This window comes from Umezawaea sp. (genome assembly GCF_057122925.1).
Map to the genome: position 1 here is coordinate 86,789 of NZ_DBNGPQ010000122.1, position 19,915 is coordinate 106,703.

Genomic DNA, 19,915 nt, shown 5'->3' on the forward strand with positions numbered 1-19,915 from the left:
ATGATCATGCAGCGTCGTGCATAATTGACGTCGTGTCCAAAGTGCTCACTTCCCTCCCGGCCGGCGAACGCGTCGGCATTGCCTTCTCCGGCGGCCTCGACACCTCGGTGGCGGTCGCGTGGATGCGCGAGAAGGGCGCGGTGCCGTGCACGTACACGGCCGACATCGGCCAGTACGACGAGCCCGACATCGCGTCGGTGCCCGATCGCGCCGAGCTGTACGGCGCCGAGATCGCCCGGCTGGTCGACTGCCGGGCGGCGCTGGTGGAGGAAGGGCTCGCGGCGCTGGCCTGCGGGGCGTTCCACATTCGCACCGGCGGTCGGACGTACTTCAACACCACGCCGCTGGGGCGGGCCGTGACCGGCACCATGCTGGTGCGGGCCATGCTCGACGACGACGTGCAGATCTGGGGCGACGGCTCCACCTACAAGGGCAACGACATCGAGCGGTTCTACCGCTACGGCCTGCTGGCCAACCCCTCGCTGCGGATCTACAAGCCGTGGCTGGACGCCGAGTTCGTCGGTGAGCTGGGTGGCCGCACCGAGATGTCCGAGTGGTTGCAGACCCGCGACCTGCCGTACCGCTCCAGCACCGAGAAGGCGTACTCGACCGACGCGAACATCTGGGGCGCGACGCACGAGGCCAAGGCGCTGGAGAACCTCGACACGGGCATCGAGCTGGTCGACCCGATCATGGGCGTGCGGTTCTGGGACCCCGCCGTCGAGATCGCCCCCGAGGACATCACGATCGGCTTCGACCAGGGCCGTCCCGTGACGATCAACGGCAAGGAGTTCGGCACGCCGGTCGACCTCGTGCTGGAGGCCAACGCCATCGGCGGTCGCCACGGTCTCGGCATGTCCGACCAGATCGAGAACCGGATCATCGAGGCCAAGAGCCGCGGCATCTACGAGGCACCGGGCATGGCCCTGCTGCACGCCGCGTACGAGCGGCTCGTCAACGCGATCCACAACGAGGACACGCTGGCCGCCTACCACAACGACGGGCGCAAGCTCGGCAGGCTCATGTACGAGGGCCGCTGGCTGGACCCGCAGGCGCTGATGATGCGCGAGGCGCTCCAGCGCTGGGTCGGCACCGCCGTGACCGGCCAGGTGACGCTGCGCCTGCGGCGCGGTGACGACTACTCGATCCTCGACACCACCGGGCCGTCGTTCAGCTACCACCCCGACAAGCTGTCCATGGAACGCACCGAGGACTCGGCGTTCGGCCCGGTCGACCGCATCGGCCAGCTCACGATGCGCAACCTCGACATCGCCGACTCCCGCGCGAAGCTGGAGCTGTACGCCGGGTTCGGCATGGTCGGCAGCAGGCAGTCGGCGCTGATCAGCGCCGCGCAGGTGACGTCGACCGAACTGATCGGCACCATGCCCGACGGCGGGGCCGAGGCCATCGCGTCGCGCGGTGAGGTGGCGGACGACGAACTGCTCGACCACGCGGCGCTGGAGTCGGGCAACGACTGATCGGCCGCGCTCGACCGGGAGCCCTGGACGCGTCGCGCGTTCAGGGCTCCCGGCTTTCCGGGGGTCGCGAGCGGATGCTCGGCACCCGCTCGCTGAGGTGCCGGAAACGCGTGCGGTGAACCGAGTCCGTCGACTGGCCCGGCGTGCGTTCGGTCGAGGTGGGCGTGGAGGTCCCCGCCTCCACGCCCGCGGTTGCTCGCCGACCCCCACCACCGCGTTCGCGACGACGTCCGAACTGTGCGAACGTGCCTGGCGGAGGTGTCCGATGAGCGGTGGACCGGTCGACGTGCGGGCGGGCGCGGACGAGTACGACGCGTCCACGGGGCGGTGGAGCGGGCTGCTCGCGCCGCGCTTCGTCGGCTGGCTGCCGACGGGAGACGGTCTCGCCTGGTGCGACGTCGGCTGTGGCACGGGCGCGCTGGCGCGGGCCGTCCTCGCGGGGGCGCGCCCGACGTGGATCCTGGGGGTGGATCCGTCCGAGACCTTCGTCGCCGCGGCCGTGCGCGACGGCGTCGACGCGGTCGTGGGCACCGCCACGGCGATCCCCGCCGGTGACGCCGAGTTCGACCGGGTCGTGTCCGGGCTCGTCCTGAACGTCGTGCCGCGGCCGGAGGACGCGCTGGCCGAGATGCGCCGGGTGGCGAGGCCCGGCGGTGTGGTCGGCGCCTACGTCTGGGACTACGCCGAGGGCACGGGGGTGTTCCGCCTGTTCTGGGACGCGGCCCTCGCGGTCGACCCGGCGGCGGCCGACCTCGACGAGAGGGTGCGCTTCCCGGTCTGCCGCCCCGACCCGCTGCGGGCGCTGTTCGAGGGCGCGGGCCTGACCGGCGTGGTGGTCGAGCCCCTGGACCTGCCCGTGGAGTTCGGCTCGTTCGACGACCTGTGGCTGCCGTTCCTCAGCGGTGAGGGCGCGGCGCCGAGGTACCTCGCGACCCTCACCGGGGAGCACCGCTCCGCGGTCGCCGCCCAGTTCCGCCGGACCGTCCCGCACGCGCCGGACGGCTCGATCTCCCTCGCGGCGCGGGCGTGGACCGTGCGCGGGGTCGTCTGAAACCGGTCGAGGCGTTCCAGGGGCGTCAGCCCGACAGCAGGGCTGGCAGTTCGGCCAGCAGTCCCAGCGCGAGCACGGCGAGCACCGACAGCACCAGGCCGGTGGCGAGCCCGACGAGCCGGTCGCGGGCCGTCCGCCCCAGCAGCAGCGGGACCAGCACGGCCACGACGCCGTAGGCGACGGCGTCGCCGTGGTAGCGCAGGACGAACTCGTACCAGAGCGCGTCCATCCCGAACACCCCGCCGAGCAGGGCGGGCCCGGTGGGACGGCGCCAGCCCTCGCCGGTGCGCCACCACGCGCCCGCCGTGCCGAAGACCGGTCCCGCCACCAGGGCGAGCGCCAACCAGAACAGGGGGTAGGTCAGGTCGCCCACGCCGTCGCGGACGAGTCCGGCGTAGGCGTAGTAGCCGACGACCGCGCCGATCTCGGTCGCGGTGCCCGCCAGCACCGCGGGCAGGCCGCGCACCCGGACGAGCGCACCGGCCGCGAACGCGGCGGCCGACCAGACGGAACCGGAGTTCGACACCGCTTGCAGCGCGTCGGGCAGCACGCCCTGGAGCACGTTGGTGACCGCGCCGACGAGGAGGCCCGCGAGCAGCGCGAGGCCGGTCGACGACGGCGTGGACGGCGGGCGGCGGGTGGGGTCGATGAGCACGGGGGCGAGCCTCGCGCGGCCGGTGGCCCGCCGGCATCAGCCGTGTGGCCGATGTCGGCCCGCCGAGTGGCCGGTGTGCCGCGACCGACCACGGAGGACCGGGACCCGGTGCGGCGTGCGGAACCCCGCCGCCGCACCGGGTGGCCGCACGTCAGCCGGGGGCGACCGCGCGGCCGGTCTGCGGGGAGATCATGCCCGCGCACAGGTTGCGGCTCGCCAGCGTCTGGGCGATCCGCGGGATCGCGGCGCGCGTGTTGGCGGGCCAGTCGTGCATGAGGATGACCTGCCCGTTGGTGAGCCGGGCGTGGGCCGCGACGATCGCGTCGGTGCTCGCGCCGTTCCAGTCCTGCGAGTCGACGTCCCAGATGATCTGGCGCAGACCGTACTTCGCCGCGACCGACTGCACGGTCGCGTTGGTCTCGCCGTACGGCGGGCGGAACAGCCTCGGCGTGCCACCGCCGCCGTTGGCGATGGCCTGCTGGGTGCGGGAGATCTCCGAGTCGACCTGCGCCTGGCTCTGCTGGGTCAGGTGCGGGTGGGTGTAGCTGTGGTTGCCGATCCACATGCCCGCCTGCGCCTGCGCCCTGACCAGACCGGGGTTGGCCGCGGCGTTGTTGCCCTGGTTGAACATGGTGGCGCGCAAGCCGTTCTGCCGGAGCGCGGTGAGCAGGGCCTGGGTGTTGCCCGACGGGCCGTCGTCGAAGGTGAGCCCGACGTACCCGTTGCAGGCCGCGGCGTTGGCGGGGGTGGCCGTGACGGCGCTCGCCACCGCGAGCGCGGCGGCGGCCAGTCCGGTGGCCAGGGAGCGTGTCTTTCCCATGCGGTGTGGTCCTTCCATCGATCCGGTGCGGGCCTGGCGTACCGGTGGTCTCCCGCGACCCGCGTCGCGGGAGACCACCGGCCGGGTCACGACACGGTGATGTTGGAGCTGCCGCTGCTCTGGTAGCCCTCGGTCGCCATGATCATGTAGTAGTTGAACGAGCCCAGGTTCATCCCGGCCCTCGACCACGCGTTGAAGTGGTTGCCCGTGGTGATGGTGCCGCCGGTCTTCTTCTGCTGCCGGACGCTCCAGAACTGCGGGAAGGTCTTCGTGCCCTCGACCGACGGGGCGTTGTACCGCATCGTCCGGTAGATGTCGTACGTGCCGCCGTCGGTGGTGACGGTGCCCTTGTACTCGCCCGTGGGCCGGTAGTTGCCCCAGTTGTCGACGATGTAGTACTCGACGAGCGGGTTGGACGTCCAGCCGTAGAGCGTCAGGTAGGCGTTGCCGGACGGGTTGAAGCTGCCCGAGTAGTTGACCGTCCTGCGCGAGCCGTTGGCCCAGCCCTTGCCGCCGACGAAGTTGCCGGTGTTGCGCCAGCTCGTGCTGTAGTTGCCGCCCGAGCCCAGGGTGATGCAGGCCGAGCCGCCGCCGTCGGTCCACCACGAGTAGTAGTAGCCGTTGTTGTTCCCGGTCTGGCTCGAACACGTGGCGGCGTTCGCCACGCCCGCGGCACCGGGCAGCAGAGACATGACCAGTGCGGCGCAGGCGCCTCCCGCGAGCAGCCTGAAACGGCTGAGCCCGCGGCCCTTCTGCGGTGTCGTGCGCATGCTTCCTCCTCGTTGAGGGTGTGACGCGGCGGCGAGGCAGCGTGGTGCGACCGGGTGGCCGGTAGCGGCCTCCGCGGTGCCCGGATCAACGGTGGTCGAGCCCTGTCGACACCGACAGTGTTGAACCGGCTGCGCGTTGTTGTCAACGGGTTTCGAGAATGTTTCGGAAAGTATCTTTGACACTTTCGGCAGAGGAAGTGCCTACGAACAACGTTTAAGTCCGGCGAAGTGGCCAGGTCGGGTCGCCGATGCTGAATCGATTGACCGGATTGGGAGATCGCCAGCGCCGAAACTTTCGAGAGCCGGTGATCACCGTGCGTCGAGCACCCCACCGAGCCGGGCCCCCGTCCGCTGATCACCGACCCCTCTCGGGGGAGGGCTGTTCCAGGACGCGGGCGAGCCAGTCGGCGCGGGTCCGGCGGGCCGTGATCGAGAGGGCCGCTCCCGGTGCCAGCGCGTCGAACCCGTGGACGCCGCCCGCCCAGACGTGGAGTTCCGCCTGACCGCCAGCCGCCCAGATCCGGGAGGCGTAGGCGACGTCCTCGTCGCGGAAGACCTCGGCCGAGCCCACGTCGACGTACGTCGTCGGCAGACCGGAGAGGTCGTCGGCGACCGCGGGGGAGACGTGGCCCGGCACGTCCCGCTCCGCGAGGTCGCCGAGCACCGACCGCCAGCCGAACTCGTTCATCTCCCGCGTCCAGACGGCGGGCTCGCCGGAGAACTGGAGGCTGGACGTGGTGTTGTTGCGGTGGTCCAGCATGGGGCAGACCAGGACCTGGGCGGCGATCGACGGAGTGCCGCGGTCGCGCGCCAGCAGCGTGACGCCCGCCGCGAGGCCGCCGCCCGCGCTGATGCCCGCCACCACGACGCGCTCCGGGTCGACACCGAGGTCGTCGGCGTGCTCGACCGTCCACAGCAGACCGAGGTAGCAGTCGTCGACCAGCGTGGTGCCCGTGGCCTCCGGCGCGAGGCGGTGGTCGACGGACACGACGACCGCGCCGAACCGGAAGAGCCAGTCGAGGGGGACGTCGATCTGCGAGAAGCGGTCGCCCATGACCATGCCGCCGCCGTGGATCCAGTAGACGCACGGCGCGGGAGCGGTGCGGTCGGTGCCCGCGGGGCTGAAGACCGACAGCGGGATCGAGGCGCCGTCGGCGGTGGGGACGGTGACCTCCCGCCGCTCGACGGCACGGCCGTCCAGCAGGGTCTCGACCGGCGTCGACGGGTACCGGCGCAGCCGCGCCAGCAGGTCGAGGTCGATCTCGGTGCCGAGCGGCACGTCGGCGAGCAGCGCGCTCAGCTCGGGGTCGATGTCGGGGCGAACCGGTGCCACGGGGAGTCCTCTCGGTGGTCGGGGTGGTCAGAAGGCGGCTTTGCCGCCGACGGGCACGGCGTCGACGTACCGCGACTCGCCCGCCAGCAGCGGCTGGAGCTTCGCGACCAGCGCCACGGCCTGCTCGGTCGCGAAGAACGCGGCGTGGGCCTCGGGGCTGGTCCAGCCCTCGGTGACGTGCACGGTGTCCGGGTCGCTCGCCGAGCGGCTGACGAGGAAGACGACGCAGTCAGGGTTCGGCAGGGACGGCGCGTCGAGCAGGAACGCGACCAGGTCGTCACCCCTGCCGGGCCGCGCGGTCATGGTGGCGTGGAAGCCGTGGCCGATCGTCATGAACGTTCTCCTCGCTGGTGGTCACCCGGGATGGTGATGTGACCAGCTAAGCATTCCCACCTGCGGAAATGGTAGATCGATGCTCCTGAGCACTTGCCCGATCCTCTCATTGCGGCGAGGATCCGATTCTGCTTCACTCACCTGATGGACCTTGAGGAGCTGCGCGGTCTGCTGGAGCGCCACGCCCGCCCCGACACGACCACCGCCATCGAGGACGTGCTGGTCTCGAAGGTCGACCGGGACGACGGCCCGTCGCCCGCGATGTCCGGCACGGTGATGGCGCTCATCGCGCGGGGCGCGAAGCACATCGCGCTGGGCGACCGCGTCCACGAGTACCGGGCGGGCCAGTACCTCGTGGCGTCGGTCGACCTGCCGATCACCGGCCACTACGTCGGTGTCGGCCCCGAGAGCCCGGCCCTGGGCTTCGGCCTGACCCTGCGCCCGTCCGCCATCGCGGAACTGCTGCTGCACGCCGGGCCGGGCGACCTCCCGCCCATCGGCGGCGCCAGCGCGTCCGGGCTGGCCGTCAGCGACGCCTCCGCCGGGCTGGTCGACGCGGTCGTGCGGCTGCTGCGCCTGCTCGACGAGCCGAGGGACGTCGCCGTGCTCGCACCGCTGGTCAAGCGCGAGATCCTGTGGCGGCTCGTCACCGGCGAGCAGGGCGCCACCGTCCGCCAGCTCGGCCTGGCCGACAGCGGGCTCAGCCACGTCGCCCGCGCGGTCCGGTGGATCCGCGAGCACTTCGCCCAGTCGTTCCGCGTCGAGGACGTGGCGCGGCTCGCGGGCATGAGCGTGTCGGCGTTCTACCGCAACTTCCACGCCGTCACGGCGATGAGCCCGATCCAGTTCCAGAAGCAGATCCGCCTCCAGCAGGCGAGGCTCCTGCTCGCCGCGGACCCCACCGACGTCACGGGGATCAGCCGCCGCGTCGGGTACGACAGCCCGTCGCAGTTCAGCCGCGAGTACCGCCGCCAGTTCGGCGCGTCACCGAGCCAGGACGCCCTCCGGTTGCGCGCGTGACCGGCCGGGTCAGGTGGTGCGGGCCCGCAGGTGGGCGCGTTCGCCCTGCTGGCCGAACAGCACCAGAAGCTCGACCGGCTCGGCTCCCGCGGACCCCATCCAGTGCGGGACGGTCGTGTCGAACTCCGCCACCTCGCCCGGTCTCAGCACCAGGTCCCGATCCCCGAGCAGGAGCCGCAGCAGTCCACTGAGGACGTAGACCCACTCGTAGCCCTCGTGCGTCTTCAGGTCCGGGGCCGATTCCCCCTCCGACGCCGGGATGACCAGCTTGTGCGCCTGCACGCCGCCCGCGCGCCGGGTCAGCGGGACGAACGTCATCCCGAAGCGCCGCACCGGTGTGAGGTGCACGCGCGGGTCCCCGGTGTGCGGCGCGCCGACCAGTTCGTCGAGCGGGACGCCGTGGGCGCGGGCCAGCGGCAGCAGCAGTTCCAGGTTCGGCCGCCGCCCACCGCTCTCCAACCGCGACAGCGTGCTCTCGGAGATGCCGGTGGTGTCCGCGAGGTCGGCGAGCGTGATGCCCCGTGCGCGGCGGAGTTCACGCAGCCGCGGTCCGACCGCGGCCAGCACGGCGCTCAGCTCGTCCATGGCCTCGACGTGCCGGAGGAGGCGGCGCGGACGAGGGCCGCGGTCGCCGTGGACCGGGACTGCTGCGGCCACGCGATGGCCAGGACGGCGGGCGGGGCGTCCGGGACGCGGACGTAGGCGATCCCCGGCCGGGGGTAGCGGTCGACGACGGATTCGGGGAGCAGCGTGACGAGTTCGCCGAGTTCCACGAGCTTGAGCAGCTGCGGCAGGTCGCGGACGCCGTGCTGCTCGACGATCCGGTCGAGGAATCGGCCGACGTCGTCGGGACCGGCCGGGTCCGCGATGGGCAGGCCGAGTTCGGCGAGGCCGATGCTCTCGCGGGTGGCGAGCGGGTGTCCGGAGGGGACGGCGGCGACGCGCGGCTCCTCGACCACGGTCTCGGCGTCGAGCCCGGTGCGGTCGAACGGTTCGTAGACGAGGGCGGCGTCGGCCTCGCCCCGGCGCAGCAGCCGCGGGTGCTCGCCCCAGCCGCACAGCCGGATCGACACGGGCCGAGCCGCGGGATCGGCGGCGTAGGCGGCCAGGATGCCGTCCAGCAGGCCGGCGTCGCTGTCGGCCTTGACCGCGAGGACCAGCTTCGGCTCGGGGGCCGCGGTGCGCTGCGCCCGGCGCCCGGCCGCGTCGAGGGCGTCCAGCGCGACGCGGGCCTGGTCGAGCAGGACGGCGCCCGCGGGTGTCAGCGCGACGCTGTGGGTGGTCCGCTCGAACAGGGTCACGCCCAGGTCCGCTTCGAGGCCGCGGATCGCGCGGGACAGGGGTGGCGCGGAGATGCCGAGCCGGTCGGCGGCGCGGGAGAAGTTCAGCTCCTCGGCGACGGCGACGAAGTAGCGCAGCGGCCGTGACTCCACCCGTCCACCTCCGATCGGTGTGTCCCGGAGGGTAACAGCCGGGACCGCCTCGATCCTTCTCGCGCGCCGCCTGCGCGGGCATCGTGGTCGGCGCGCCCAGGACTTGGGCGTACGTCTGGTGAACGGGTTCTCATGATCATTGTCAGTGGTGCGAACGGAACGCTCGGCGGACTGGTCGTCCAGCGGTTGCTGGACCGGGTGGCTCCCGAGCGGGTCGGCGTGTGCGTCCGCGACCCGGAGAGGGCGCGGGGGTTGGCCGAGCGGGGCGTCCGCGTGCGGCGGGGCGACTTCGCCGACGCCGCGAGCCTCGACCACGCCTTCGAGGGAGCCTCGCGGGTGCTCGTCGTGTCGGTGGACAGCGCGGGCGAGGAGGCGCTGCGCCTGCACGGGACGGCGATCGACGCGGCGGCGAGGTCCGGCGCGCGGCGGGTCGTCTACACGAGCCACACGGGCTCGAACCCCGACTCGCCCTTCCCGCCGATGCCGGACCACGCCGCCACCGAGGTCCTCCTGCGGGACTCGGGGGTGGACTTCACGGTGCTGCGCAACGGTTTCTACGCGTCGTCGGCGCTCGTGCTGCTCGGCGCCGCGCTGGAGACCGGTGAGCTGGCCCTGCCGGAGGACGGGCCGGTGTCCTGGACCGCCCACGCCGACCTCGCCGAGGCCGCGGTCGTCGCGCTGGTCGACGACGTCCTGGACGGGGTGAGCCCGGACCTCACCGGGGCGGAGGCGGTCGACATGGCCGGTGTCGCGGCCATCGCCTCGGAGTTGACGGGCAGGCCGGTCCGCCGGGTCGTCGTGCCGGACGAGGACTACCGCGCGGGCCTGCTCGCCCGCGGCGTGCCCGGACGCGCGGCCGACCTGCTCGTCGGCCTGTTCGAGGCGAGCCGGAAGGGCGAGTTCGCACGGGTGGACCCGGCGCTCCCGAGGCTGCTCGGACGGCCCCCGGCGCCGCTGCGGGACGTCCTGCGCGCGGCGATCGGGTAGGCGGCGACCGGCCCGGCCCCGTCGACACGCGGGGCCAGGCCTGGTTGAACCGATTTTGAAACGGTTCTAAGGTGGTCCCGTCGTCACCACCCGCCGAGGGACGTGGGACCCGTGCCCGTACCACCGCGTGCGCCGACGCTCGTCACCGAGCCCCGGAGCCGTCCATGGCCGGTCTAGAGGACCGGATGATCGACCTGGTGTGGCACGTCGTGGTGACGTGCGGTCGACGGCGGCCCGCGGAGGCCACCGCGAGGCGCATCCTCCGCGAGCACTTCACGCCCGCCGACAGCGGCGACGTGCACGGCAGGGCCGTGCGGGGCAGGCTGGTGCACGCGCTGCGGGCGGAGTTCGGGGCGCCCGCCGAGGCCGCCGTCGACCGGGCGAGGGTGCGCGACGAACTGGCGATCCTCAGGTCCAGGGGTCTTCCCGGCTTCGGCGGACGATGACCGAGGACGTCGACCGGCCCGCGACGCCGGGAGCGCTGTGGACGCCGGGAGCGCCCGCCGCGATGCTCGGCGTGCCGACCACACCCTGCGCACCTGGCGGCACCGCTACGACCTCGGTCCCGCGGCCCGGACCGCGGGCGGGCACCGCCGCCGCGCCGACGAGGACGTGCGGCGCGTGCGGCGGAGAAGGTCTCGTCCACCGTCGTGCTGCCGTGGGCACCGGGCCGACCTCGCCGGGCGGGTCCCGCCGGCCGCCCTGACCGCGCGGACCGGTCTGTCGTGGCCGTCGCCTGCCGGGGGCGGGCCGACCTCGACCTGCCGGGTGTCCACCGTCCGGGGTCGCTGCGGGACGCGGTGCTCCTGGTGCTCGACGCGGTGCCCACCGAGATCCGCTGACCAGGCCCGGACCGGGGCGCGGAGCTAGGCCGAATGGGTTACGGTCGGTCGGGCAGGGCGGTGGTCCGGGCGCGGCAGGCCTGAGCGGTGCCGCCACGGTGGGGCGGAGGTCGTCGATGGCACGCGGTCCCGCCGAACCCGTCGACCCGGTGCCGCCGTGGGTCGAACCGATGCTCGCCAAGCCCGACGGCGGCGTGCTGCGCGGCGGTCCGGAGTGGACGTACGAGTACAAGCTCGACGGCTACCGGGCGTCCATGCGCGTCGCCCCCGACGGGACCACGGTGCTGACCAGCCGCAACGGCATCGACTTCACCCCCGAGTTCACCAGCCTGGTCGGCGTCCTCGCCGAGGGGCTCGACGGGCGCGCGGCCGTGCTCGACGGCGAGATCGTCGTCTACGGCGCCGACGGCCGGATCGAGTTCGGGGAGTTGCAGCAGCGGCGCGGGCGGTACCGCAAGCACGCGGGCTCCCCGTGGCGCGACGAGGTGTTCCACGACGTGGCCGAGGTCCGGTACCTCGCGTTCGACCTGCTCCGGCTCGGCGACCGGTCGCTGCTCGACCGGCCGTACGACGAGCGCCGGGCGCTGCTGGAGCGGCTGCCGATGCCGGACCCGCACCGGGTCTCGGTGGTGCCCGCGTTCACGTTCGACTCCCTCGCCGCGGACCGGCGCACGCCCGCCACCCTGCTCGACGCGGTCGCGGCGGCGGGGTACGAGGGGCTGATCGCGAAGCTGCGCGCCTCGCCCTACGTGCCGGGCGCGCGGCCGGACTCGTGGCTCAAGCACCCGATCGTGCGGACCCAGGAGGTGCTGGTCTGCGGGTGGCGGCCGGGGCAGAACCGGTTCACCGGCATGGTCGGCGGTCTCCTGCTGGGCGCGCACGACCCCGTGACCGGGGCACTGGTGTACATCGGCGACGTCGGGACCGGGTTCACCGACCGCGACCGCCACGAGCTGCGCGCGCTCCTGGTCCCGCTGGAGCGGTCCACGCACCCGTTCGCGGCCGACCCGCCGCGCGACGACGTCCGCCGGGGGCGGTGGGTGGAACCGCGACTCGTCGGCGAGGTGCGGTACCGCCAGTTCACCCGTGGCGCGGACGGCCGCACCGGCAGGCTCCGGCACACGGCGTGGCGCGGCCTGCGCGAGGACCGCGCCGCGGCGGACGTGGTCGCGCCGCGCGCCGCACCGGACGTGGTCGCGCAGCGGGCCGCGCCGGAACCACCGGCCCCGCGCGCCGCGCCCGCGCCGCCCGCCCGGCAGGCGAAGCGCGTCACCGTGCGGGCGGGGGAGCGGCAGCTCGTCCTGTCCAACCTGGACAAACCGCTGTACCCGGACGGCTTCACCAAGGCCCAGGTCATCCACTACTACAGCACCGTCGCCCCGTTCCTCCTGCCGCACCTGCGCGACCGGCCGGTCACCTTCGTCCGCTACCCCGACGGCGTGGCGGGCGAGCACTTCTACGAGAAGAACGTCCCGCGCGGAGCCCCGGACTGGATCAGGACGGTGCGGCTGCCCAGCGGCGGCTCGCGCGACACCGTCGAGCACGCCCTGCTCGACGAGCTGCCCGCCCTGGTGTGGGCGGCGAACCTGGCCGCGCTGGAACTCCACGTTCCCCAGTGGACGATCGGACCCGGCACCGCCCGTCGGGTCCCGGACCGGCTGGTGTTCGACCTCGACCCCGGACCGGGCACGAGCGTGGTCGAGTGCGCCCGCGTGGCCGAGCGGCTGCACGACGTCCTCGTCGCCGACGGCCTCACGCCGGTCGCGAAGACGTCGGGCTCCAAGGGGATGCAGGTCTGCGCGGGCGTGAGGGGCGTGCGGTCGGGCGACACCTCCGCGTACGCGAAGGCGGTCGCGCAGCGGTTCGCGGCGCGGACGCCGGACCTGGTGACGGCGACGATGGCGAAGGCGGCGCGGCCGGGGAGGGTCTTCATCGACTGGAGCCAGAACAACCCCGCCAAGACGACCGTCGCGCCGTACTCCCTGCGCGGCCGTGAGCACCCCACCGCGTCCACCCCGGTCACCTGGGCCGAGGTCCGGGCGTGCAGCGCCGCCGAGCAGCTGGTGTTCACCGCCGAGGACGTCGTGGAGCGGGTGCGGGAGCTGGGCGACCTGTTCGCCGTGCTGGAGGGGAGCCGGGCCGGCCTACCGACCGGCTGACCGGTCCCGCGCGGCCCGGTCGACCTCGGCCGTGACGGCGGCGCGGACCGCGTCCAGGTCGTGCCCGCCGGAGAGGTGCCCGGCAGGCGCGCGGGTGGAGGGAGGCCGGGGTGCGCCCCGCCAGTTCGGTCGGGCCGCTCGCCCGCGTTCCGCGGTGGGTGGTGACGGCCGCTACCTGGTGGTGTGCGGGTGGAGGGTGACCAGCAGCAGGGCGTCGAGCAGGCGGTGCCAGTCGGGTTCGGTGAGGTCGCGGCCGGTCAGGTCGCCCAGCCTGGCCAGCGCGTCGAGCAGGCGCCCGGCCAGTTCGGCCGTGCCGGCCCCGGTGGACTCGGCGAGCACCTGGACGTCGTGGCGGAACCGGGTGCCGCGGCTGAGCCGGACCAGGGAGGCGGGCAGCGCGGGGGGAGGCTCGCCGTCGGGGGCGAAGTCGACCGTCAACCGCGTGTCGAGCGCCGAGGCCAGCGGGTCGAGCGCGTCGAGGGTCGGGTTGCCCCGGCCGTTCTCCAGGTTGGCCACGCGGGGCGCCGACAGCCCCGCGTCGGGGTCGTGGGCTTCCACGCCCTGGTGTGGGTGGACGTCGCGACCCACGTCCTCTCGGCCGCTGCGATCCTGGCGACCACCCGGCGGCCCGCGGGCCCGAGGACCGGTGGCGCGCGCGGCCTCCTCGGGGAACTCGGTGCGGGACCGGCCTTCCTGCGCGGCGAGGTGACCGCCTCGGCGCTGGTCGTGGTCAACGGCGTCTTCCTGCGCGCCAACGCGTCGCCGACGGCGCTGCTTGCGGGAACTGGGGAGGAACCGCGCGCACGGGGTTCGTGCTGTCCGCGCTCGGCGTCGGGTTCCTGCTCGGCGCGCCGCTCGTCCGGGCGCTGGTCGACCGCGTGTCGCCGGGGTACCTCCTCGGCGGCACGCTCGCGGCCACGGCCGTCGGGTTCGGGCTGCTGTTCGGCTCGACGCCGATGGCCACCGCGCTCCCCGCCGCCGTGGTCACCGGGGCGTTCGGGTCGACGGCGCTGGTGGTCGTGAAGACCTCGGTGCGGCGGATCACGCCGAACGAGCTCCTGGGCCGGGTCGGTTCCGCGCTGTTCACCGCGGAGGCGGTCGCCGCGTTCGCGGGACCCGTCATCGCGGAGGCCTCGTCCCCGGCCACCGCGACCCTCGTCGCCTGCGGCGGGACGGTGCTCAGCGGCGTGCTGGCGGTGGTGCCGCTGCCGCGCTCGGTCCACACCGGACACCGCGAGACCGATGCCCGCTCAGTCACGTGGTCATCCGATGGCTGAAGATCACCGGCGTGGGCCACCGGTCAGCGGTCGAACCCGTCGGGTCCGAGCACGCGCTGACCTCCGCGCCCAGCACCTCGGACCGATCACCGCGCTGCGGGCCGACGGGCGGGCGGTCCTCGTCAGCGGGTCGGGCGACGGCGGGGTGCGGCGCTCCGACGCGGAGACCGGTGGCCGGATGACGGGAACGACGAGCGGACGACCGGAAGGGCACGACACCGTGGACGCGGAACAGCTCCTGTGGCGCCTGGCGGACAGGCTGGCACCTTTCCCCAACGCCAAACCCGACTGGTTCGACCACGCGGGCGACCTCGTCGTGGCCGACGGCCCGGTCATCTGGGAGACCCCGTGGGTCACCGAGGGCGGGTTCACGCACCGGCTGCCAGCGGGCACCTACCCGGTGCACGTCGGCACGTCCGCGTGCACCCCGGACGACCACGACCCCGACGCGTTCCGCTACACCACGCGGATGCTGGTGGTCCCGTTGGCGGATCCGGACCGGATCGCCCAGGCGGAGTGGGACGTCGAGTGCTACGACGACGTCCACATGGTCGAGGACTACGCCGTGCTGTGGGGCGAGGAGGCCATGCGCGCGACGCTCCCGCACGAGGACGGCGTGCCCGCGTTCTTCCCGGACGTGCGCGACCGCATCGAGGCCGAGGGCCCCCACCTCCGGCGGGACAACTGGGCCGAGGTCGTGCTGGACCGGGACACCGGGGTCAACGCCCTCGTCTTCCCCGTCACCGCCGAGAACCTCAACGGCTACGAGATCGTCGACGACGAGGAGAACCTGCTGTGCCTGGTGCTGACGGAGGCCGGCTGGTGAGCGCCCCGACGGCCATCAGGACCCCGCACCGCGGACCGGTCACCGCGCTGGCCGCGCTGCGGGTCGACGGGCGGGCGGTGCTCGTGAGCGGGTCGAGCGACGGCGGGGTGCGGCGGTGGGACGCGCTCACCGGTGAGGCGCTGGACGAGCCGCTGGACGGGCGCGGGTGGGTGTGGTCGCTGGCCACCGCTCGTGCCGACGGGCGCCCGGTGGTCGTGGGCGGTTTCCAGGACGGGCGGCTGGTGCGCTGGGACGCGGCGACCGGCGAGGCGGTGGGGGACGGGGCGCGGACCGGGTGGGTGCGGTCCCTGGCGGTCGTGGGGTCGGTGGTGTTCAGCGGTTCCGACGACGGCGACGTGCGGCGGTGGGACGTGACCACGGGTCTGCCGGTCGGCGGTCCGCTGCCGGGCAGGCCGTCGTCGGTGTGGTCGTTGGCGACGGTGGTGGTGGCTGGTCGGACGCTGCTGGTCGGTGGGTTCGCCGACGGTGCTCTGTGGCGGTGGGACGTGGAAACCGGCGCTCCCGTCGGCGAGCCGAGGATGGTCCACGGTGGACCCGTGCGGGCGCTGGCCGTCGTGGGCTCGGTGCTGTGCAGCGCCTCCGACGACGGCACGGTGCGGCGCTGGGACGTCGAGACCGGGCAGCCGGTCGGCGAACCCCTCTCCGCCGTCGTGCTGTCGCTGCTGCCGGTCGCGCTGCCCGACGGCCGCACCGTGCTCGTGGGCGGCTGTCGCGACGGCGCGGTGCTCCGGTGGGACGGCGAGACCGCGCGGCCGCTCGCCGGTCACGTCCGCCCGGTGCGGTCGTTGGCCGCGGTCGAGGCGGACGACGGTCGGACGCTGCTGTTCAGCGGCTCGGACGACGGTGAGGTGCGCCGCTGGGACGCCGCCACCGGCGAGGCCGTCGGCTCTCCGCTGACCGGCCACAACGACTACGTCGTCGGACTGGTCACCACCGGGTTGGCCGACGGCCGCACGCTGGTCGTCAGCGCGGGCGACACCACGGTCCGCCGCTGGGACCCGGCCACCGGCCTGCCCGTCGGTGAGCCGATGATCGCAGGCGCGAAGGTGCGATCGGTCGCCGCGCTCGGACCGCTCGTCGTCAGCGGGTACGAGGACGGCCTGGTGCGCCGCTGGGACGCCGAGACCGGGCTGCCGGTGGGCGAACCCCTCGTCGGCCACGCCGAGATGGTGGTGTGCCTGGACGTGTTCACCCCGTCGACCGGGCGGACGCTCGTCGCCAGCTGCTCCTGGGACGGCGTCGTGCGGTTCTGGGACGCGCTGACGGGCAGGCCGGAGGGCGAGCCGATCACCGGGTTCGGCCGCACCCCGAGGTGGCTGACCACAGTGCGGCTCCCCGGCGGTCGCACGCTGCTCGCCGTCGTGACCTCGGACAAGACCGTGCTGCGGTGGGACGTGGAGACCCGGCAGCCCGTCGGCGAACCGATCACCGGTGAGCACGGGGTGGCCGGGCCGATCGCCTCGATCGTCCTGGACGACGGCCGCGCGGTCCTCGCGTTCGCGGAGAAGCACAGCAGGCTGCGGCTCTGGGACGCGGAGACCGGGGAACCGGTCAGCGACGTCCTGCCCGGCCACCGCGAGAACTACTCGGTGTTCTCGGTGGTCGCCGCCCGGCTGGACGGCGGGCGGCAGGTGTTCGCGAGCATGGGCAAGGGCGGCGTCGTGCTGGTGTGGGACGCGGGGACGGGGCGGCGGGTCGCGGAGCTGGCCGTCGGTGACGACCGCACGTCCACCATGACCGCGTTCGGCGCGCCCGGCGGCCGGCTGGTCGTGATCACCAGCGCCAACGCCGACCTGGCGATCTCGGTGCGCGAGGTGGCCGACGTGGAGCAGCCGTGACGAACCGCGTCACACGGGCACGGGACCGGTGGAGTCGCGGACGACCAGCGTCGTGGACAGCTCCAGGTGCAGGGCCTCCGGCCGGTGCCCGTCCAGGACGCGCCCGAGCTGCGTGACGGCGAGGCGGCCCATCTCCTGGAGCGGTTGGCGGACCGTGGTGAGGGCGGGGCGGGTGGCGCGGCTGAGGTCGATGTCGTCGAAGCCCGCGACGGACAGGTCCTCCGGCACGCGCAGACCGCGGTCGTGGGCCGCCCGGAGCGCGCCGACGGCGAGCTTGTCGTTGAAGCACACCAGCGCCGTCAGGCGGTCCGCGCCGTCCAGCAGCTCACCCGCCGCGCGAACGCCGTCGTCGATCGTCGGCTCGACGTGCCTGGTCAGGCGCGGTGAGGGCAGGACACCGACCTGCGCGAGCGCCGCGTGGTGGCCCGCCAGCCTGGCGTCACCGGCGAGCCACACGTCCGGGCCCGCGATGACGCCGATGGCGCGGTGGCCGTGCCCCACCAGGTGCGCGGTGAGCGCGCGGGCGCCGGAGAGGTGGGCGGCGGAGATCGACGGGATGTCCGCGGGCAGCGCGGTGCGCGGGTCGACCACGATGAACGGGAAGCCGCGCCGGGACAGCGCCACGAGCCGGTCGTCGTCCTCCGGCGGCAGGATCAGCACGGCGGCGTCGATCCCCGGCTCGTCCGGCAGGCCCGCGAGGACCTCGGAGCCCTGGGAGGCCTCGCCCGCGTCGAGCACCGTGCGCGCCCCGTGCAGGCGCAGGGTCTCGACGACCGAGGACACGATCAGTCCGAAGTAGTCGGTGAGCAGGTACGGGCAGCGCACGTAGACCGTGCGGGCCGCGCCGCCGGTGCCGGCGGGCTGCCGGTGGCGCTCGACCGCCTGGAGCACGAGGTCGCGGGTCCGCGGCGACACGTTGGCGTGGTCGTTGAGCACGCGGGAGACGGTGGCGATCGAGACGCCGGTCTCCGCGGCGATGTCGCGGACCTTCGCGCGCCTGTTCTCCACCAGGCCGATCTTAACGACGTCTTGCGCCTTGACGCCGCTCCAGCAGCCGTGTTCCATCCTGAAACAGCTTGTTACATACTGCTCGAAGGAGAGCGATGAGAACCCCCGTCGCCGTAGCCCTCACGTCCGTGGTCGCCCTGGTGCTCGGCACGCCGGGCGGTGTCCACGCCGACGCCCGGAAGCACGACGCGCCGAGGGTCGGGGTCTGGCTCACCACCCCTGACCGGACGCGGCTGCTGGCCGAGCAGCCGTCCGTGCCGTTCCGGCGCGGCGACTCGCCCCACCAGACCATCGTCGTGGACCCGGACCGGACGTTCCAGGAGGTCGACGGGTTCGGCGCCTCGATCACCGACTCGTCGGCGGCCGTGCTGCACCGGCTGACCCCGGCGGCGCGCGAGAAGGCGATGCGCGACCTGTTCGACCCCGAGCGCGGCATCGGCGTCAGCTTCCTGCGCCAGCCCGTCGGCTCCTCCGACTTCACCGCGGCGGCCGAGCACTACACGTTCGACGACGTGCCCGCCGGGCAGACCGACTTCCCGTTGCGCCACTTCAGCACCGCCCGCGACGAGGAGCGGGTGCTGCCCCTGCTGCGCCGCGCCAAGCAGCTCAACCCGCGGCTGAAGGTCATCGCGACGCCGTGGAGCCCGCCCGCGTGGATGAAGACCGACGACTCGCTGGTGGGCGGTCGGCTCAAGGACGACCCCGCGGTCTACGACGCCTACGCGCGCTACCTCGTCAAGTTCGTGCGCGCCTACGCCGCGGCGGGTGTGCCGGTCGACTACCTGTCGGTGCAGAACGAGCCGCAGAACCGCACCCCCGTGGGCTATCCGGGCACGGACATGCCCGTCGACCAGCAGGAGAAGGTGATCAGCGCGCTCGGGCCGCTGCTGCGGTGGGCCAGTCCGAGGACGAAGATCCTGGCCTACGACCACAACTGGGCCACGCACCCCGGCGACATCGGCACCACGCCGCCCGGTGAGGACCCCGAGACCGACTACGCCGCGGACTTCCTGTCCGGCCCGGCCGCGAAGTGGGTCGCGGGCACCGCCTTCCACTGCTACTACGGCGATCCCTCCGCGCAGACCGCGCTGCACGACGCCCACCCGGACAAGGGGATCTGGTTCACCGAGTGCTCCGGCTCCCACGGTCCGGCCGACCCGCCCGCGAAGGTCTTCCGCGACACCCTGGTCTGGCACGCCCGCACCATCGCCATCGGCACCACCCGCAACTGGGCCAAGTCCGTGGTGAACTGGAACATCGCGCTCGACGAGACCGGCGGGCCGCACCTGGGCGGCTGCGACACGTGCACCGGCCTGGTGACCGTCGGCGCCGACGGCTCCGTGACGACCAACGCCGAGTACTACACGGTCGGCCACCTCTCGAAGTTCGTGAAGCCGGGCGCGAAACGCGTCGCCAGCACGTCCTTCGGCTCCACCGGCTGGAACGGGCAGGTCGCCGACGTGGCGTTCCGCAACCCCGACGGCTCCACGGCCCTGGTCGTGCACAACGAGAACGACGAGCCGCGGACGTTCGCCGTCGCGGTCGGCGAGCAGGTCTTCGAGTACACGCTGCCCGGCGGTGCGCTCGCGACGTTCACCTGGCCCCGCCACCGGTCCCCGCGGTCCGACCTGGACCGGGTCGAGCTGCCCGCCGCGACGGCGACCGCCTCGCCCGCGGGCACCGCGCCGTCGGCCGCCGTGGACGCCGAGGCCTCCACGTGGTGGAGCAGCGGCCAGGCCCAGGAGCCCGGCCAGCACCTCCAGGTCGACCTGGGCGGCAGCACGGTCTTCCGGCGGGTCGCGATCGACAGCGGCGGCAACCTCGGCGACTACGCACGCGGCTGGCAGCTGTCCGCGAGCGACAACGGCACCACGTGGCGCACCATCGCGACCGGCACCGGCACCGGCCACCTGACGAACGTCGACGTCCGCCGCACCAGCGCGCGGTACCTGCGGATCACCGCCACGAACGCGGCGGACAACTGGTGGAGCATCGCGGACCTCCGCCTGTACGACTGACGTCTCCACAAGGCCGTGGAGATTTGCTCCCAACCCTGCAAGGAGC

Annotated in this window: 19 protein-coding genes; 10 read left to right on the forward strand and 9 right to left on the reverse strand. The window is 73.7% G+C overall.

What is annotated here, in order from left to right; genetic code table 11:
- Nucleotides 1-32 precede the first annotated feature (32 nt).
- Together argG and AC156L_RS27565 are read left to right on the forward strand one after the other, a co-directional pair.
- The gene (gene argG, locus AC156L_RS27560; protein ID WP_330875292.1) at nucleotides 33-1,478 is read left to right on the forward strand and encodes an argininosuccinate synthase; all 1,446 of its coding nucleotides are present in this window, start codon (nucleotides 33-35) and stop codon (nucleotides 1,476-1,478) included.
- 265 nt (nucleotides 1,479-1,743) lie between these two features.
- Nucleotides 1,744-2,529 (forward strand): class I SAM-dependent methyltransferase, encoded by a 786-nt coding sequence (locus AC156L_RS27565; protein WP_330875293.1) that lies wholly within the window; start codon nucleotides 1,744-1,746, stop codon nucleotides 2,527-2,529.
- Between the two features lie 25 nt (nucleotides 2,530-2,554).
- Here the strand turns inward: AC156L_RS27565 and AC156L_RS27570 are convergent, their stop codons facing one another.
- The 5 genes from AC156L_RS27570 to AC156L_RS27590 all read right to left on the reverse strand — a co-directional run bounded on the left by AC156L_RS27570 (nucleotide 2,555) and on the right by AC156L_RS27590 (nucleotide 6,440).
- Complete coding sequence (locus AC156L_RS27570) at nucleotides 2,555-3,184, reverse strand: DUF6518 family protein (protein WP_330875294.1); 630 nt, start codon at nucleotides 3,182-3,184, stop codon at nucleotides 2,555-2,557.
- 151 nt (nucleotides 3,185-3,335) lie between these two features.
- Nucleotides 3,336-4,004, reverse strand: a complete 669-nt coding sequence (locus AC156L_RS27575) for a polysaccharide deacetylase family protein (RefSeq protein ID WP_330875295.1) — start codon at nucleotides 4,002-4,004, stop codon at nucleotides 3,336-3,338.
- A gap of 86 nt (nucleotides 4,005-4,090) precedes the next feature.
- The gene (locus AC156L_RS27580; protein ID WP_330875296.1) at nucleotides 4,091-4,774 is read right to left on the reverse strand and encodes a glycoside hydrolase family 11 protein; all 684 of its coding nucleotides are present in this window, start codon (nucleotides 4,772-4,774) and stop codon (nucleotides 4,091-4,093) included.
- Between the two features lie 355 nt (nucleotides 4,775-5,129).
- Nucleotides 5,130-6,107 carry an alpha/beta hydrolase gene (locus tag AC156L_RS27585; RefSeq protein ID WP_330875297.1) on the reverse strand — a complete coding sequence of 326 codons (978 nt, stop codon included), beginning with the start codon at nucleotides 6,105-6,107 and terminating at the stop codon, nucleotides 5,130-5,132.
- 27 nt (nucleotides 6,108-6,134) lie between these two features.
- On the reverse strand, nucleotides 6,135-6,440 hold the full coding sequence (locus tag AC156L_RS27590; RefSeq protein ID WP_330875298.1) for a putative quinol monooxygenase: 306 nt from the start codon (nucleotides 6,438-6,440) through the stop codon (nucleotides 6,135-6,137).
- Between the two features lie 144 nt (nucleotides 6,441-6,584).
- Between AC156L_RS27590 and AC156L_RS27595 the strand changes: the two genes are divergently transcribed.
- Nucleotides 6,585-7,460 (forward strand): AraC family transcriptional regulator, encoded by an 876-nt coding sequence (locus AC156L_RS27595; RefSeq protein ID WP_330875299.1) that lies wholly within the window; start codon nucleotides 6,585-6,587, stop codon nucleotides 7,458-7,460.
- A gap of 9 nt (nucleotides 7,461-7,469) precedes the next feature.
- Here the strand turns inward: AC156L_RS27595 and AC156L_RS27600 are convergent, their stop codons facing one another.
- Complete coding sequence (locus AC156L_RS27600; protein ID WP_330875300.1) at nucleotides 7,470-8,045, reverse strand: helix-turn-helix domain-containing protein; 576 nt, start codon at nucleotides 8,043-8,045, stop codon at nucleotides 7,470-7,472.
- Nucleotides 8,033-8,893 carry a LysR family transcriptional regulator gene (locus AC156L_RS27605; protein ID WP_330875301.1) on the reverse strand — a complete coding sequence of 287 codons (861 nt, stop codon included), beginning with the start codon at nucleotides 8,891-8,893 and terminating at the stop codon, nucleotides 8,033-8,035. The genes AC156L_RS27600 and AC156L_RS27605 overlap by 13 nt, the downstream gene beginning before the upstream one ends.
- Nucleotides 8,894-9,025: 132 nt before the next feature.
- Here AC156L_RS27605 and AC156L_RS27610 point away from each other — a divergent pair, with 132 nt between their 5' ends.
- The 3 genes from AC156L_RS27610 to ligD all read left to right on the forward strand — a co-directional run bounded on the left by AC156L_RS27610 (nucleotide 9,026) and on the right by ligD (nucleotide 12,881).
- Nucleotides 9,026-9,880 carry an SDR family oxidoreductase gene (locus tag AC156L_RS27610; protein ID WP_330875302.1) on the forward strand — a complete coding sequence of 285 codons (855 nt, stop codon included), beginning with the start codon at nucleotides 9,026-9,028 and terminating at the stop codon, nucleotides 9,878-9,880.
- Nucleotides 9,881-10,044: 164 nt separating this feature from the next.
- Entirely contained in the window at nucleotides 10,045-10,326 is a 282-nt protein-coding gene (locus AC156L_RS27615) for a hypothetical protein (protein WP_330875303.1), read from the forward strand.
- A gap of 512 nt (nucleotides 10,327-10,838) precedes the next feature.
- Nucleotides 10,839-12,881: a DNA ligase D gene (gene ligD, locus AC156L_RS27620; protein WP_330875304.1), complete on the forward strand. Its 2,043-nt coding sequence runs from the start codon at nucleotides 10,839-10,841 to the stop codon at nucleotides 12,879-12,881.
- A 171-nt stretch (nucleotides 12,882-13,052) separates the two neighbouring features.
- Here ligD and AC156L_RS27625 read toward each other — a convergent pair whose 3' ends face one another.
- Nucleotides 13,053-13,469: a helix-turn-helix transcriptional regulator gene (locus AC156L_RS27625; protein ID WP_330875305.1), complete on the reverse strand. Its 417-nt coding sequence runs from the start codon at nucleotides 13,467-13,469 to the stop codon at nucleotides 13,053-13,055.
- Between the two features lie 224 nt (nucleotides 13,470-13,693).
- Here AC156L_RS27625 and AC156L_RS27630 point away from each other — a divergent pair, with 224 nt between their 5' ends.
- Genes AC156L_RS27630 through AC156L_RS27640 form a run of 3 tightly spaced genes read left to right on the forward strand, consistent with a single transcriptional unit; the run spans nucleotide 13,694 to nucleotide 16,843 of the window.
- A complete protein-coding gene (locus AC156L_RS27630) occupies nucleotides 13,694-14,158 on the forward strand; it encodes an MFS transporter (protein WP_330875306.1) in 465 nt (154 codons plus the stop codon).
- Nucleotides 14,151-14,984, forward strand: coding sequence for a hypothetical protein (locus AC156L_RS27635; protein ID WP_330875307.1), 834 nt, complete (start codon nucleotides 14,151-14,153; stop codon nucleotides 14,982-14,984). Before AC156L_RS27630 ends, AC156L_RS27635 begins: the two co-directional genes overlap by 8 nt.
- On the forward strand, nucleotides 14,981-16,843 hold the full coding sequence (locus AC156L_RS27640; protein WP_330875308.1) for a WD40 repeat domain-containing protein: 1,863 nt from the start codon (nucleotides 14,981-14,983) through the stop codon (nucleotides 16,841-16,843). The genes AC156L_RS27635 and AC156L_RS27640 overlap by 4 nt, the downstream gene beginning before the upstream one ends.
- A gap of 9 nt (nucleotides 16,844-16,852) precedes the next feature.
- Here AC156L_RS27640 and AC156L_RS27645 read toward each other — a convergent pair whose 3' ends face one another.
- Nucleotides 16,853-17,851 carry a LacI family DNA-binding transcriptional regulator gene (locus AC156L_RS27645; protein WP_330875309.1) on the reverse strand — a complete coding sequence of 333 codons (999 nt, stop codon included), beginning with the start codon at nucleotides 17,849-17,851 and terminating at the stop codon, nucleotides 16,853-16,855.
- 95 nt (nucleotides 17,852-17,946) lie between these two features.
- Between AC156L_RS27645 and AC156L_RS27650 the strand changes: the two genes are divergently transcribed.
- A complete protein-coding gene (locus AC156L_RS27650) occupies nucleotides 17,947-19,869 on the forward strand; it encodes a discoidin domain-containing protein (protein WP_484407382.1) in 1,923 nt (640 codons plus the stop codon).
- Nucleotides 19,870-19,915: the final 46 nt, after the last annotated feature.

Bases quoted from the DNA above. Each gene is read 5' to 3' on its own strand.
- AC156L_RS27565 (WP_330875293.1), top strand. From the start codon at position 1,744: ATGAGCGGTGGACCGGTCGACGTGCGGGCGGGCGCGGACGAGTACGAC.
- AC156L_RS27575 (WP_330875295.1), bottom strand. From the start codon at position 4,004: ATGGGAAAGACACGCTCCCTGGCCACCGGACTGGCCGCCGCCGCGCTC.
- AC156L_RS27580 (WP_330875296.1), bottom strand. From the start codon at position 4,774: ATGCGCACGACACCGCAGAAGGGCCGCGGGCTCAGCCGTTTCAGGCTG.
- AC156L_RS27590 (WP_330875298.1), bottom strand. From the start codon at position 6,440: ATGACGATCGGCCACGGCTTCCACGCCACCATGACCGCGCGGCCCGGC.
- AC156L_RS27595 (WP_330875299.1), top strand. From the start codon at position 6,585: ATGGACCTTGAGGAGCTGCGCGGTCTGCTGGAGCGCCACGCCCGCCCC.
- AC156L_RS27600 (WP_330875300.1), bottom strand. From the start codon at position 8,045: ATGGACGAGCTGAGCGCCGTGCTGGCCGCGGTCGGACCGCGGCTGCGT.
- AC156L_RS27610 (WP_330875302.1), top strand. From the start codon at position 9,026: ATGATCATTGTCAGTGGTGCGAACGGAACGCTCGGCGGACTGGTCGTC.
- AC156L_RS27615 (WP_330875303.1), top strand. From the start codon at position 10,045: ATGGCCGGTCTAGAGGACCGGATGATCGACCTGGTGTGGCACGTCGTG.
- ligD (WP_330875304.1), top strand. From the start codon at position 10,839: ATGGCACGCGGTCCCGCCGAACCCGTCGACCCGGTGCCGCCGTGGGTC.
- AC156L_RS27635 (WP_330875307.1), top strand. From the start codon at position 14,151: ATGGCTGAAGATCACCGGCGTGGGCCACCGGTCAGCGGTCGAACCCGT.
- AC156L_RS27650 (WP_484407382.1), top strand. From the start codon at position 17,947: ATGAGAACCCCCGTCGCCGTAGCCCTCACGTCCGTGGTCGCCCTGGTG.